Source organism: [Phormidium] sp. LEGE 05292, assembly GCF_015207735.1.
Lineage (GTDB): Bacteria > Cyanobacteriota > Cyanobacteriia > Cyanobacteriales > Aerosakkonemataceae > Floridanema.
The window spans coordinates 18,091-31,835 of the sequence record NZ_JADEWG010000076.1 but is presented as its reverse complement, the minus strand read 5'-3'; the positions used below and the strand labels follow the sequence as shown (position 1 = coordinate 31,835).

Annotated in this window: 14 protein-coding genes, 1 tRNA gene, 1 pseudogene and 1 other annotated feature; of the genes and pseudogenes, 5 read left to right on the top strand and 11 right to left on the bottom strand. The window is 42.6% G+C overall.

Annotation, left to right across the window (positions count from 1 at the left end; all coding sequences use genetic code 11):
- The 4 genes and pseudogenes from IQ264_RS19880 to IQ264_RS19865 form a co-directional block, all read left to right on the top strand.
- Nucleotides 1–757, top strand: a pseudogene (locus IQ264_RS19880) (hypothetical protein); the annotation flags it as partial.
- 88 nt (nt 758–845) lie between these two features.
- Nucleotides 846–1,034 (top strand): hypothetical protein, encoded by a 189-nt coding sequence (locus tag IQ264_RS19875; RefSeq protein WP_193982541.1) that lies wholly within the window; start codon nt 846–848, stop codon nt 1,032–1,034.
- A gap of 233 nt (nt 1,035–1,267) precedes the next feature.
- Nucleotides 1,268–1,576 (top strand): hypothetical protein, encoded by a 309-nt coding sequence (locus IQ264_RS19870; RefSeq protein ID WP_193982540.1) that lies wholly within the window; start codon nt 1,268–1,270, stop codon nt 1,574–1,576.
- Between the two features lie 143 nt (nt 1,577–1,719).
- Nucleotides 1,720–3,108, top strand: a complete 1,389-nt coding sequence (locus IQ264_RS19865; RefSeq protein WP_193982539.1) for an NCS2 family permease — start codon at nt 1,720–1,722, stop codon at nt 3,106–3,108.
- A 215-nt stretch (nt 3,109–3,323) separates the two neighbouring features.
- Here IQ264_RS19865 and rplL read toward each other — a convergent pair whose 3' ends face one another.
- The 11 genes from rplL to IQ264_RS19810 all read right to left on the bottom strand — a co-directional run bounded on the left by rplL (nt 3,324) and on the right by IQ264_RS19810 (nt 12,675).
- The gene (gene rplL / locus IQ264_RS19860; protein WP_193982538.1) at nt 3,324–3,719 is read right to left on the bottom strand and encodes a 50S ribosomal protein L7/L12; all 396 of its coding nucleotides are present in this window, start codon (nt 3,717–3,719) and stop codon (nt 3,324–3,326) included.
- 106 nt (nt 3,720–3,825) lie between these two features.
- On the bottom strand, nt 3,826–4,383 hold the full coding sequence (rplJ, locus tag IQ264_RS19855) for a 50S ribosomal protein L10 (protein WP_193982537.1): 558 nt from the start codon (nt 4,381–4,383) through the stop codon (nt 3,826–3,828).
- A gap of 34 nt (nt 4,384–4,417) precedes the next feature.
- Nucleotides 4,418–4,591 (bottom strand) — a sequence feature (ribosomal protein L10 leader region).
- 72 nt (nt 4,592–4,663) lie between these two features.
- Complete coding sequence (gene rplA / locus IQ264_RS19850; protein ID WP_193982536.1) at nt 4,664–5,377, bottom strand: 50S ribosomal protein L1; 714 nt, start codon at nt 5,375–5,377, stop codon at nt 4,664–4,666.
- A gap of 100 nt (nt 5,378–5,477) precedes the next feature.
- Complete coding sequence (gene rplK / locus IQ264_RS19845; RefSeq protein WP_193982535.1) at nt 5,478–5,903, bottom strand: 50S ribosomal protein L11; 426 nt, start codon at nt 5,901–5,903, stop codon at nt 5,478–5,480.
- An 8-nt stretch (nt 5,904–5,911) separates the two neighbouring features.
- The gene (gene nusG, locus IQ264_RS19840) at nt 5,912–6,559 is read right to left on the bottom strand and encodes a transcription termination/antitermination protein NusG (RefSeq protein ID WP_193982534.1); all 648 of its coding nucleotides are present in this window, start codon (nt 6,557–6,559) and stop codon (nt 5,912–5,914) included.
- Complete coding sequence (secE, locus tag IQ264_RS19835; protein ID WP_193982533.1) at nt 6,556–6,780, bottom strand: preprotein translocase subunit SecE; 225 nt, start codon at nt 6,778–6,780, stop codon at nt 6,556–6,558. Before secE ends, nusG begins: the two co-directional genes overlap by 4 nt.
- A gap of 290 nt (nt 6,781–7,070) precedes the next feature.
- Nucleotides 7,071–7,143: transfer RNA gene (locus IQ264_RS19830), tRNA-Trp, on the bottom strand.
- A 155-nt stretch (nt 7,144–7,298) separates the two neighbouring features.
- Nucleotides 7,299–7,664 (bottom strand): 50S ribosomal protein L19, encoded by a 366-nt coding sequence (gene rplS, locus IQ264_RS19825; RefSeq protein ID WP_193982532.1) that lies wholly within the window; start codon nt 7,662–7,664, stop codon nt 7,299–7,301.
- A 144-nt stretch (nt 7,665–7,808) separates the two neighbouring features.
- The gene (locus IQ264_RS19820; protein ID WP_193982531.1) at nt 7,809–9,662 is read right to left on the bottom strand and encodes an iron uptake porin; all 1,854 of its coding nucleotides are present in this window, start codon (nt 9,660–9,662) and stop codon (nt 7,809–7,811) included.
- A 202-nt stretch (nt 9,663–9,864) separates the two neighbouring features.
- On the bottom strand, nt 9,865–10,470 hold the full coding sequence (locus IQ264_RS19815; RefSeq protein WP_193982530.1) for a Crp/Fnr family transcriptional regulator: 606 nt from the start codon (nt 10,468–10,470) through the stop codon (nt 9,865–9,867).
- A 57-nt stretch (nt 10,471–10,527) separates the two neighbouring features.
- Nucleotides 10,528–12,675, bottom strand: coding sequence for a PhoX family protein (locus IQ264_RS19810; protein WP_193982529.1), 2,148 nt, complete (start codon nt 12,673–12,675; stop codon nt 10,528–10,530).
- 492 nt (nt 12,676–13,167) lie between these two features.
- On the opposite strand from IQ264_RS19810, the gene IQ264_RS19805 reads away from it, so the two are divergent.
- The gene (locus IQ264_RS19805) at nt 13,168–13,650 is read left to right on the top strand and encodes a hypothetical protein (RefSeq protein ID WP_193982528.1); all 483 of its coding nucleotides are present in this window, start codon (nt 13,168–13,170) and stop codon (nt 13,648–13,650) included.
- Nucleotides 13,651–13,745 lie beyond the last annotated feature (95 nt).

The window sequence follows — 13,745 nt, the reverse complement described above, 5'->3', positions numbered from 1 at the left end:
GGGGAGCAGGGGAGCAGGGGAGCAGAGGAGCAGAGGAGCAGAGGAGCAGGGGAGCAGAGGAGCAGAGGAGCAGGGGAGAACAAGACCAGAAACACCCTCATCATTGCCGACTCGTACCCCGCAAGGGAGCAGGGGAGCAGGGGAGCAAGGGGGAACACCAATGGAAACTACCTCACCAGCGCCAACTCCTACACCGGAACCCCCAATAGTATCCTCGCCTTCGCCTTCGCCTTCGCCTTCACCTACCTTGCCACCCGAAACCGTACCAACTTCAGAAGCTAGCGAAACACCTTCCCCAACACCAACCCAAACGCAACCAGAAGTACCAACCAGCACTCCCACACAGGGACAGCAGGACATTCCCGCATTTCCCGTTGGTACACCGATTAGTGCTGTTAAACAAGCTTTGGGGAAACCAACTTTCGATACAAGAGGACAATGGAAGACTCGCGCCGTTAGCTACACCGATTATTTACCAGGTCAAGTCAGCTTGGGTTATTTATACGATCCCGAAAGTCAAGTGATTCGCGAAACCGAAATAGCTTTTAACCAATCAGTAGACATTCAGGTAATGCAAAAAACAGTAAACGATTTGCTATTAGGTAGTGTTGGAGAAGAGGTTAACCGGAAACTCGAAAGAGTCTATCAACGACAGTCAAGGAGGCAAAATTTTACCAGTGGTTCTTTGAAAGGCGAAATTACACGGGATGAGAAAGATCAAATTTACATTGCGATTTGGGATGCCGATTTGAAATGAGCAGGGGCGTAGGGGCGCACCCGTGAGTGCCTACTTTGCCGTTCTGTAAAATCTACTCAATCCTACCACTTAAAAGTTCTTTTTGAAAGTGGCATTTTTTGTCGATGATGACAGCAACTACAAAGTTGAGAACTTGGGAAAAACCTTAGGAACAGTTGCTTATCCCCCGATCGCAGTTTCGCCGAGCGTGTTGGCAAAACATTTCTTAACACCTATAACCCTTAGTCTACTGACGCTTATTTTTCATCAATACGATCGAAAACTACCATTGGGATGAATTCGCCAACAGTGTCTTCGCTAGATCTACCCCTACTTGGCTAAAATCCCCGTACTAAGGCAATAACAGTTCTCTATTTATGTCAAAAGACAGAAATATTAGTCTTTAAATTGATGCTTCTTTATACCTAAAAGTCGATTTTCATACAATATTTAATGATGCAATATTTATGTATTGTAAGTGATGCTTTATCGCCATCAAAACAAAACATAAAAAATTTTGAAGGAGAATTTATGTCTAACATTGAAATCGCTGCTTTCCAATCTAACCTGATTGAAGAATGGGATGATGCAGAATTGGATGATGCAGATTTAATGGCAGTAGTAGGTGGTAGTGGCGGGGTTGCTAGCGAGTTGGTAACTGGTGTTGCTAACGTTAATAATGGTATAGGCAACGGAGGTAAACCTACAACAAGTCTTCTTACCTTAGGAGGAAATACATTAGTAGGAGCTGGGAACTACGTGCTGACCGTTGCTGGTGGAGCAGAGCAAGGTCTTCAAGCTTTAAACGCAACAGTATCAGGAACTGCCGATCAAATTTAAGGTGAGGATGTTAGCGACTCATTAATATTATGTGTTCGCAAACTTAAAAGTAGGGTTGTGTCTATTTAAGTTTTTCACCAAGCCCCAGTTCAAACTAGGGGCTAATCTTTATTATTGGGAACGAATCATCATCACTTCAGTTTATGAAATTATTCAAGCCCAAATTTATTTTAACTACTTCAATAACTCAATTTTTCAGATTTGAACAATTAGCTACTACTTACCGAACAGAGGTTCTAGCAGGTGTCACGACGTTTATGACTATGGCTTACATTTTGGTCGTGAATCCGAGAATCTTATCAAATGCTATATATCTGACTCAACCTGGTGATTTGTTCAATCAGCTTCTTTTTACTACTGCCATTTCTTCGGCGATCGCAACTGCTTTAATGGGAGTATTAGCTAATTATCCCTTTGCCCTCGCTCCCGCAATGGGTTTAAATGCTTTTTTTGCTTTCTCAGTTGTTTTGGACTTGCAGATGAACTGGCGGTTGGCGCTAACATCTGTCCTCATCGAAAGCTTAATTTTCACTTCGTTGATTCTATGCAATATCCATGTCCAAATTATTAAAGCGATTCCAGCTTCCCTCAAACACGCCACAGTAGCGGGTATTGGTTTGTTCATCGCCTATATTGGCCTTTCAGGTGTTCCTGAAGCTCCCACTCTCGGAGCAGGTATTATTGTTGCTAGTAAAGCGACCTTAACAACTATTGGCTCCTTCAGGCAACCAGCTACTTTACTCTCAGCTTTCGGTCTATTGCTGACCGCTGCTTTGGTAGCACGTCATATTAAAGGAGCGATATTATGGGGTATTTTCGCTACAGCGCTGTTAGGTTGGATACTAGGCATTGCTCCCTCTCCTGAAAAAATTATTGCCCTACCTGAATGGCCAAAAGACTTGATTAATCAGGCATTTACAGGCTGGAGTTACTTTACACCCAAGCAAATCTGGAACTTTCTGTCTGTCACACTTACCTTTTTATTTGTAACTTCTTTCGACACCATTGGCGCACTTACTGGTTTGGGACAACAGGCTGGTTACATCAACGAAAATGGTGAATTGCCTCGCGCTACTAAATCTTTGTTGGCAAATGCTGTAGGCACAACCTTTGGGTCATTCATGGGCACTTCTCCTTGCGCGACCTATCTGGAATCTGCCGCTGGCATATCTGAGGGGGGACGGAGTGGTTTCACTTCTGTGATAGTAGCAGCCCTGTTTCTGCTTTCTGTGTTATTTACTCCCTTATTTGCAGCAGTGCCTGCTTTCGCTACAGCGCCTGCATTAATTATGGTGGGTTTTTTGATGATGAGTAGCGTGCAAAACATTAATTGGAAAGATCCAGCAGAAGCAATTCCTGCTTTCTTAATTCTTCTCACTATGCCCCTTACTTACTCTATTGCAGAGGCATTGGCAATTGGTTTTATTATTTATCCTTTAATTAAAATTTTTCAAGGACTGGCTGATAGAGTTAGTAAAACTGCATATACTTTAGCCGCTATCTCTGTGTTTCACTTCGTACTAAGAAGTTAAATTGTGATGCTAACATCAAACACCAAAAAGTCGCAAGTATAACTGCAAAATTTCATCCAATGGCAGCATTTGTTCTCCAATCCAAATATTTTTCTTTTCAATCTACGTTTAGACATCGCACTCTTGGTGTGATGTCTAAACTCCAGTAGACTAGTAGCCTGATAAAAAAAGAGTCCCAATGGGACTCAGGTGATAGAAAGCTGAAAATTGCAAGATTACTTGACAGTAACTTTACCGCCAGCTTCTTCCAATTGCTTCTTGATGTCTTCCGCTTCTTCTTTCTTGATGTTTTCTTTAATAGGTTTGGGAGCAGCTTCTACTAAATCTTTAGCTTCCTTCAGACCTAAGCCAGTAATACCACGAACTACCTTCAGAACTGCAATCTTCTTATCAGCTGGAACTTCTTCCAAAGTTACAGTGAATTCAGTTTGTTCTTCTACTGGTTCAGCAGCAGCAGCAGCAGCACCAGGAGCAGCCATCATCATCATGCCACCTGCGGGAGCCGCAGCACTAACACCAAAAGCTTCTTCAATTTGCTTAACTAATTCAGCAGCTTCTAACAGTGTTAAGCCCTTTAGTTTTTCCAAAATTTCATCGGTTGTAGCAGACATTGTAAACTCCTAAAAATTAAGTAAATTTGGTCATTGGTTGTTTGTCATTTGTTATTTGTCATTGGTTTAGATGAGTAACTCAAAACTAATGACAAATTACGAATAACTAAGCGGCTTCGCTGGAAGCACCATTGCTTTCTTCTTTGTCTTTGTCGGCGTAAGCTTGTAAACCACGCGCCACAGAAGCAGGAACTTCTTTGATTCCGATCGCAATTTTTGCGGTCACGGCATTTAATGCACCAGCAATTTGTGCCATCAGTTGTTCCTTGGATGGCAAATCTGCGATCGCCTTAATCTCAGCCTCGCTCAAAGCTTTACCATCCATTACACCACCGCGAAGTGCTGTCTTCTTGGTCGCTTTTTGGAAGTCCTGGTAAGCTTTGATTGCGCCACCGAGATCATCTTTTACCAGCAGGAACGCCGAGGAACCCTTCAGCAATCCCTCCATCGGTTGCCACTTGGTATCACCATCAACTGCAAATCCCATCAAGGTGTTTTTTGTCACCTTGCAACTAGCACCTTTGGGACGCAAGCGCCGCCGCAAATCAGTAATTTCTGCAACGGATAGCCCTTGGTAGTCGATGACAATTGCCAACTGGGATTCACTCAAGCTTTCCTTGAGTTCGGTGATAATCGCATCTTTACTTTCTCTTGTTCTACCCATTATCCTTTCACCTCCTTTCCCGTTTTAAATATCCCCAGCAACTTAAAAACCCCAGCTACAACAGCCGGGGTCACGCTTAGCCTATTTTTCTGAAATGTGCCACTCGATCAAAAAATTGGTGGCAAACAGAAAAGCTAGAAGGCGTTCACCTCGGCAGGAAATTAAGCCATAAAGCTCCTGCTGTCATTGGCTATACCTATTCAGTTGTTGATTTGGGGTAATTTTAAATTCTAGACCGGGAATCAAATCCAAAATCTAAAATCCAAAATCTAAAATCTGACTACGCTGCCTCAGTTACTTTTAAATCCCGTAGGGCGCTAATGTCTACTTCAATTGATGGCCCCATCGTAGAAGAGACATATACAGTCCGCCAATAACGACCTTTAGCACCTGAAGGACGGTTACGATCGATCGTCTCTTGTAACGCCTTCAAATTCACCAGCAAATCTTGTGCTGTGAAAGATGCTTTTCCAAATAGGATATGAACAATCCCAGTTCGATCGGCACGAAATTCTAGTTTACCAGCTTTGAACTCTGCGATCGCAGCTGCTAGATCAAATGTTACTGTACCACCTTTTGGCGATGGCATCAAACCACGAGGGCCTAGCAATTTACCTAGTTTTGCTACCTGCGGCATCACATCTGGAGTAGCGATCAGCTTATCAAAATCCATTCTGCCTTTTTGGATTTCGTCGATCAACTCCTCCGAGCCTACTACATCGGCACCTGCATTACTCGCTTCCGTGACTTTTTCCCCACGAGCAATTACAGCTACCCGCACCGTTTGACCAGTTCCTTTCGGCAACACGACCGTTGTCCGCAATTGTTGGTCAGCATACTTCGGGTCAATACCCAAGCGAATATGAGCTTCTGCTGACTCTGGAAACTTTGCCGTTGCTGTCTCTTTTAAAAGATTCAGCGCATCCAACGGCTGATAAGCTTTTTCTTCGACTTTTTTCCGCAGTTCTTGAAGTCTGCGCGATACTTTTTTCACCTTTTTAATCTCCTGGGGTAACTCACGAAGTCTTCCTTCTCCCCCGATATAGTTAACAAAAAATTTGCTGCTTGGCTAATTAGAATTTCCTAGCCAGTCCCTAATCTGTAACAGTAATACCCATATTCCGGGCTGTGCCTTCCACAATATTCATTGCCGCATCAATGTCATTCGCATTGAGGTCAGGCAATTTAGTTTGGGCAATTTCTCGCAGTTGAGATCTGGTAATGGAGCCAACTTTCTTCCGATTAGGTTGATCTGAACCTTTAGCTACTCCGGCTGCTTTGGTAATTAAAACCGAAGCTGGAGGAGTTTTCAATACAAAAGTAAAACTGCGATCCTCATAAACCGAAATTTCTACCGGGATCACCATCCCAGCTTGATCGGCAGTTCTGGCGTTATATTCTTTGCAAAACGCCATAATATTCACCCCATGCTGACCCAATGCTGGGCCTACAGGAGGGGCTGGATTGGCCTTGCCTGCATTCAAGGCCAACTTAATCATTGCTACAACTTTTTTCGCCATCTATTTCGTTAGCTTTGTTTTTGAACCTGATTAAATTCCAATTCCACAGGCGTATCCCGCCCAAAGATCGATAGTAACGCTTTCAGCTTGCTTCGCTCAGGGCTGACTTCGATCACCTCACCTTCAAAATCTTTAAAAGGCCCTGAAAGGACGATGATTCTGTCTCCCACAGCCATATCGATTTTCACGACAGGCTCTTGTTCGCGTGCTTGCTTGAAGATTCTTTCGACTTCATTATGACTGAGTGGTAGTGGTTTAACGTGACCTCTACCTCTTCCATAACGGCGTTTTTGCTCTGCCCCGACAAAGTTAATCACATTTGGTGTGTTTTTGACAACCTGCCAGCTTTCATCGTCCATGATCATTTGCACTAGCACATAGCCGGGGAAAACTTTTTCTTCGCTGTGCTGTCTGCTGCCATCTTTCCGAATTTTGACAGCAGGTGTCTGAGGAATTTCTATTTGAAAAATTCGATCAGCCACATCTAATGTTTCGATGCGCTGTTCCAGGTTGGTTTTGACGCGCTTTTCACAGCCTGAAGCTACCTGCACAGCATACCAACGAAGCCCTTGATGAAAGTCTTCTTCGGATAATCCTGCGTCCGATTGTGCTTCTTGCCGATCGCGATCGTCTGGTTCATCTGTTGTAAAACTCATCCGAACACCCTTGCCGATGCCCAACCAAAAAAGTTGTCTACTAAATAAATCAAAAGTGCCGAGAGAATCACCATTAAAATCACCGCAGCGGATTCGCTGATCAACTGCTGTCTACTGGGCCAGACTACTTTATCTAGTTCTTCTTTGGTTCCTTGTAAAAACTTGACGGCGCTAAACCCAGCTTGTTGTTCTTCAGTTTCTGCTTCACCTTTTTTCGCCACGCTTCTTCATTCCCCCGTTTTACTTTCGATTTAACAGAACTCTTAAACAACGCAAAAACTCATAAAATTAACATTTCAGAGTTTTGTGGCATTTTTTAAGAATGCTATTCCTTACTGACCACTCAAACTACCATTTTATATTGTGTTTGCCTGAATCACCATAGCTCTGTATTTTCCAAATTGCGGAGAAATTGTGCGGATTTTAGCGAAATTTCAGCTAATGCTGGTTTACTTATCCGGGCTACTCACAATAAAAAACCCAGATGCTTCTACAAAATCTGGGTTAACTACGCGCCCTGGAGGACTCGAACCCCCGACATCAGGTTTTGGAGACCTGCGTTCTACCAACTGAACTAAGAGCGCTTACTTGTGAGTCTGCTTTGGCTGTTTTTCCATTGCATTATCTTAGTCTAGCGCAAAAAGAGTTGGTTTGCTATAAGTTTTTCGCAAATTACCTCTTCAACTTCTGGAGTGTTTTGACAACAGACAGGCGATCGCAAAAAACATCTCCCCATCTCTTAAGTAGTGGGTCGATCGAAACGCTGTTTCAGGCGAGTTGCTTTACCAACGCGATCGCGCAGATAATACAACTTAGCCCGACGCACGTCACCGCGACGGATAATCTTAATGCTGGAAATCCGGGGAGAATGAAGTAAAAACACCCGTTCTACACCCACATTTTGGAAAACTCGGCGGACTGTAATCGTTTCGTTGATCCCACCATTGCGCTTGGCAATCACTACACCTTCATAAGGCTGTGTCCGTTCTTTGCCACCTTCTTGAATCACCACGCCAACTTTGACTGTATCGCCGACATAGATTAGCGGCAGATCCTTTTTCAAATATGACTCTTCTATCGATCGGATAATTTCTTGCGCGTGCATAGCTTTTCAAATAAACACACAATTTTTTATCTTACCTCGATTTCTAATTTTTGGTCAATTGCCAATAATGAAATCTCCACAAAACATTGTAGAGACGTTGGATACAACATCTCTACAATGGTTCTTTAATTTCTGGATAAACCCTTAGAAACTAAAGGTAGTCCGAATTGTTCCTACCCAAATAGTATCGTTGTTGTCGTTCTGTTCTGGATTTAGAATCACAAATGCACCAGGAGTAATGGAAATATTGTTGCTGACTTGGATGCGATAGAAAGCTTCCAAATGGTAGGAAGTATTCTTATCTTCCCGGTTTGGCGCTGCTAAATTTTGAAAAGAACCATCTAAGTCATTACTGGTAACTTTAGGTGGTACACCAGCCAATAACCCCAAGAAGTTTCCCTTAAAACCAAGGTCAGGGAAACCAAGGCTGACAGCATAGTTGATGATATCAGCATTGGCTCCTTTAAAAGTTCCTGTTTGAGCTTCAGCCCAAGTGTAGCCAAACCAACCAGAAAGGAGAAAGCTCGGAGCGATTCGCCAGTTCAGTTGTGCGCCAACAGAATCGGAAGAGGTGGCGACATTACCAAAAGGTCTTATAGCATAACTACTTCCTGTGCTACCAGTAACGTTAACTCTGTTTCCAGGTGCATAGTAGCGGACATAAGTCAAGCCTACATTAAAGTTGCCTTTGGGGAATAAAACTAACTGTGCCAAAGCACCGAATTCACCATCAAACAACCCATTTTTCTCAGAGGGATTGTTAGCTCTGGGAGCTAAGTAACCAAGGTCTATACCAATCGATCCAAAGTCTAAGTTAAGTACTGCTCCAGCACTAGAGGAAGTGTTTACTGTGTAGAAGATGGGGTTGAATCGTCCAAAGCGGGAAATTGAGCCAGTACTACTGCTGTCGAACATCGAGTGAACAGTGTTAACGGTGTCGTTAAACTCACCGCTGTTAGCAATTAAGAAAATTCTGGCATTCTTACCGATGGGGAAGCGATAGTACAAGTCATCTAGCTCGACGCTATTATTACTGTTACCGTCATAACTCAGACGAGTCATGCTGGTTCCGGTAATCGGGCCGTCGAATTGAGTGATGTTACGAGCTTGCAAACGTACTCTCAACAAATCTTTGCCAGTGAAGCTAGAGTCAAAGTTGAGGCGTGCGCGGTAGCCAAGAATGGGGTTGTCTTCTAAACCTCGATAAGTCTGCGGCGTATTAGAAGGTACTGCTTTGTCATCGCCAAAAACGCTAGCAACACCGAAAATTACTTCACCTCTGAGTTTAGTTGTAGTAGAAAACTGATTAGCTTCTACTTCTGTGACTCTAGCTTCTAAAGAATCTACACGACCACGCAGGTTAGCTAGTTCGACGGCGAATTCTTCTTGTAAGCGGCGCAAACGGTCTAAGTCTTCTCTACTTATGCCACCGGGAAGTGAGGCGATTAATTCTTGAATTCGATCTAAACAGCTATTTAAACCTGCGGCAAACTCGTAACGAGTCATGGCGCGGTTGCCTCGGAAAGTGCGATCGGGATATCCTTCAATACAACCGTAACGCTCTACCAAGGATTGTAATGCTTGGAATGCCCAACTGGTTGGGTCTACGTCCCGCAGTTGTGAAACGGAAGTTACTTGGTCTAAACTTTGGGTTTCCTGAGTTCCTTGACTGCTTTGAACAGCGGGGACTGGTTCTTGGCTGTATTGGTCGATTTGATCTAAAGTGCTGTTGGCTGCTGGCTGATTCCCTGGTTCAGTGTTTTGTGCTACTTGCTCCTTGTTTGGGGAGTTGGAGCTAACATCAGATGATGGTAAGGCAGCTAGTTCGGAATTCGATTGAGTTGGAGATGTCCCAACAGGTAAGTCAGTAACAGCCGTATTGTCTTTAAGCAGCGGTTTGGCTGAATTTTCTGCGGCTACTGCTCCATTTGCTGCGATAATTACCGCACTTAATACGGCAGGACTCAGTTTCAGAGTTTGCCAAAGAGTTCTTGACATTTTTCGCTATCCTCACACCTAAATTTGCTTTTCGGCAAGTCTTTTAGTTTGACTTAAACCGATCGCGAACCGTTTCTACTTAATTTTTAACCTCAATTTTAGCGATACATTACTCTGTTATTGCATCAAGAATGTATAACTAAATTAAGTGGCATATATTACCAGTACTTAAGGTAACACAAATTAAATTTTACATTTACTACTAATTTAGTAATGTATTGGGATTCGATCGCTTAAGCTTCTGCACTGGCTGGCACAATACCAAATAACGACCATGACGCTTTAAAATTCCTTCCTCTTCAAATTGTTTCAGCAGTCGCGTTACAGTCACTCTAGTTGTACAAATTGCTTCGGAAAGAGCTTGATGGGTCAAAGGTAACTCTATTAATTTTCCTTGTTCCACATCGCGACCAAATTTTCGCGCTAACCAATCTAGTAGTTGTAATAAACGGGAAGGAACTGGTCTAGAATGGACTATATTGAGCAACTCTTCGCTGAGTCTAATATGCGCGATCGCTGCATCCATAAACTGATACCAGATATTGCTGGGTAATAAATTTACTTCCACACTGGTTAAACATTCTATTTGATAAGGTTCCAGATTAGTTAGAGGTCTCCCCACAATATCTCCTGAACCCCAAAATCCCAAAATAATTGGTTTTCCATCTTCACTCCAGGTTAAAGTACGAACAACTCCCCGTTCAATCTTCCATAAAACATCAGATTGCAATGTTAATTGGTCATAACGGCTAAAGGTTAGCTGTTTGAGAGGAGTAGCATTTAGAGATGTAGGCACAGAAATTAACATAGATTTTGGGGTGGTAAGGGATACTTATTTAATGACATTGAGCAGGTAAATTACCCATTAAGCAATGGGTTGACTATCTAAGCGGCGGATGGCAACTACCGCAGGTTTTGGGGGGTCGTTGACAGCTTTTCCAGGCCAGTTAGAACCTATGGGAATAGTGCGAGTTTGGCTAAATTTTTCCCCATTGGTTGTGTGCATAGTAAATTTGCGAGTTTCAGCAGCAGAATTTTGCCTTGTTCCGTATACTTCTCCGGGATGTTGTACCGAGAGAAATAATGTTTGTTGATCTTGAGTGAAAAATGGCCCTGTAGTTTCGCATTCCATTGGTCCGATGCCAAATAAATAAGCATTTCCGGCATTAGCACCAGTAGTGGGAATAAACCAAATAGAATTATTACCAAAGGAACCAACCCTCTGTTTATCTTTCGGATTATTCTGTTTTCCGGTAGACATATCTGTTACCATCCAGACATTTTGATTGTTGTCAATTACTAAATTGTCTGGATTAGAAAAACCTGCGCCACCTGCTATTGGTTCTCCGCCAACAGCTAACATTTTCCATTGAAATGTTAAAGCATCAGGTTCATTTTTATCTTCAATTAAGTGCATTATCCAACCATATTCCCAAGGAGTTTCGCCTTTTGGCCCTTTAAAAATCCGTTTGTCTGGCGCACCATCTCCTCCGGGAGTACCAGAGGTAAATGAAATGTATAAAGAACCATCTGGGGCAATTTCCGTATCTTCGGGACGGGCGGTACAGGTAGCACCAGCAGCGTTAGCGGCAAAGTGAGCATCAATGAGAATTGCGCCTTGTTTTTCCTCTGCCGTGCCAGTGTAAAGGCCGCCCAAGGTTTTGAATTTTTGTTTAAAATTGGCAATTTCTGCGTCTGATTTGGCTTTGTAGATGCCTCCTTCGGGACGTTTGGGTAGGGGTACGAGACTATCAACCAAATGACTGGGTAAAACGGGGTTTACTGGAGTACTCGGTTGTAGGGGAATCCATTTGCCTGTGCCGTCGGGGTTGATTTGGGCGGCGTAGAGCATTCCGTAGCGCAGGAGGTTGGAGTTGGCTTTGTCTTTGGGGCCTTGGACTTTGCCTGTGCTGATAAATTTATACAGGTGTCCGCCTCTGCGATCGCACCCAGAATAAAATGCCAATGGTTTACCCGCTTCGACTCTAACCCCTACTGCTTCATGTCTGTAGCGTCCTAACCAAGTATGTTTAATCCCATAATCTTCGGGATTTGCTGGATCAACTTCCACAATCCAGCCATATTTGTTACCAGCTAATCCCAGTACATTTCCTTGACCGTACAATTCGCCTTCACCGATCGCAAATTTGTTTTCGCTAGGATCAAAGGAAGTACCATCAGGATAAACTGCTTCTGGAACTTGGTTTTGGAAGTTTTCTTCGGCACTTAAAACGGTTCCCCAAGGAGTTGTCCCCCCAGCACAATTCGCAAAAGTACCAATAATTTTTGCTCCTAAATTATCTACATAACCTTGCCCAGTTTTTTTCCGAAAAACAAACACACCAGGGCCACTAACATCTAAATATTTTCCATCTTTTAAACCACTAATTCCGGTAATTCGACGGTCAGCGGCAGAGTTTGTTCTTTCCCATTTTCCCTCTGCATTGCGGCGAATGGAAATAATCCCAATTCCTTGGTCTATTAAAGCTTCTTCGGAAATTTGTTGAATTTTCGCCTTTAATTCTGCTTGTTCTGGCGGTAAAGCAAAAGCATTAATTCCGGTTTTGCCAGCTTTTTCTAGGGAAGCTTTAATCTCCGAATCAAGTAATTTTTTGGATATGACTTTCTCAAAATTTTGCAACCAAGGTACAGCACTAATATATTCAAAGTTAATTGTCAAATATCCTTCATTTTTACCAGTTTCTATAAAAGATAAATAATCATTGTTATAACCAAACCGAGAATTCCCTATTTGTTCTCCCCAAGTGCCGACAACATCGTAGGTGTAGCCTTCTGGTAATATTAGGTCATCTTTTACTTCGTAGTTACTAAAATCTGCTATTTGTTGTGTTACTGGAATATCTTGAGTATCCAGAGGCATTGGCCCTTTTACTGGTTGAAAGCCAATTCCACTCAAAATACTTTTTTTTTGCTTAATAAGATATGTACCTAGAGCTACTGTGGCAGCACCCGTTCCCAAAAATAGCAGGAAGTCTCGGCGTTTCAGTTTCATAATCAAATTAGGTTATAGATAATTGAAGGAGCCAGAGCGAAAATAAGTTACAAGTGCAGTCTTTATTTTATTTCTCTTAGTTTAGCGGCAAGTAAGGATTGGGTAATCTTTAGGTTAAGTAGTAAGGGGCAAGGCAGGAGATGCGAGTGTAGATTTTACGGAAGCGGGTACAGGGTTCGGAGGGGCGATTTGATCCTTTACTTCATTGGCTTTATCAGTAATTCCGCCCTTGGAGGACAAAAAACCGAAAGAGAATTGTTGGTTAGATTCCCCCTAACCCCCTTTTTGATCCTCCCTCCGCCCCCCTAAAAAAGGGGGACGGGAGGGGTATCAAAAGGGGGATAATGGATGATCTAAAACGTTTGGGCTAATAACTAGCAACTTACGTTAGTAGGGTAAGGGCAGATTAATTAAAACTTTTGCATTGAGTTATTTTACCAGATTAAAGGTATAATATATCTCATCGTTAAATAATTCAATTAATGTGAATTTATGGGAGTAACAAATAGTTTTGCCATTCTCGCACCAGTTCCAGAAATACACCTGATTTCTGGACAGGAAACCATTGCTCAACTTAGCAATGAACCCAATAATGAAATAGTTAAACTTGCTTTTGGTAGTATGGCTTTTGAGGTGTTTCGTCAAATCGATGAATTACGGCAATTACAATCAGTAGAAGTATTTATTTATGCCAGCGATTCTACAGCCGACCAACCTTTACATACACAAGCATCTTGGCATGGTCTTTATATTGGTCATGTCCCTTCTCGTAATGGTCGGTATCCAGGTAATAAAAAGTTTCGCCCGCCTTCTACTTTAACTGATAAACCAACTTGGGCTGTATTTTGGGAAGTGCAAGAATTAAAATTTTTAGATAAACCTATTGAAATTGCTTCTCTCAAAGGGTTAAATAAAAAATCCCCTTTTTCATCTCGATTTATCCCAGAAGGGCCTGTTTTGATTGAGTACCCTTAAGTATGATTGATTGTGTTTGCTGATGGGGTTTTCGTTATTAAGCTTTTGGTTTGTGGTCGTAAGTTGTATTGGCAAAAAGGTTAAAAGTAGTTTTA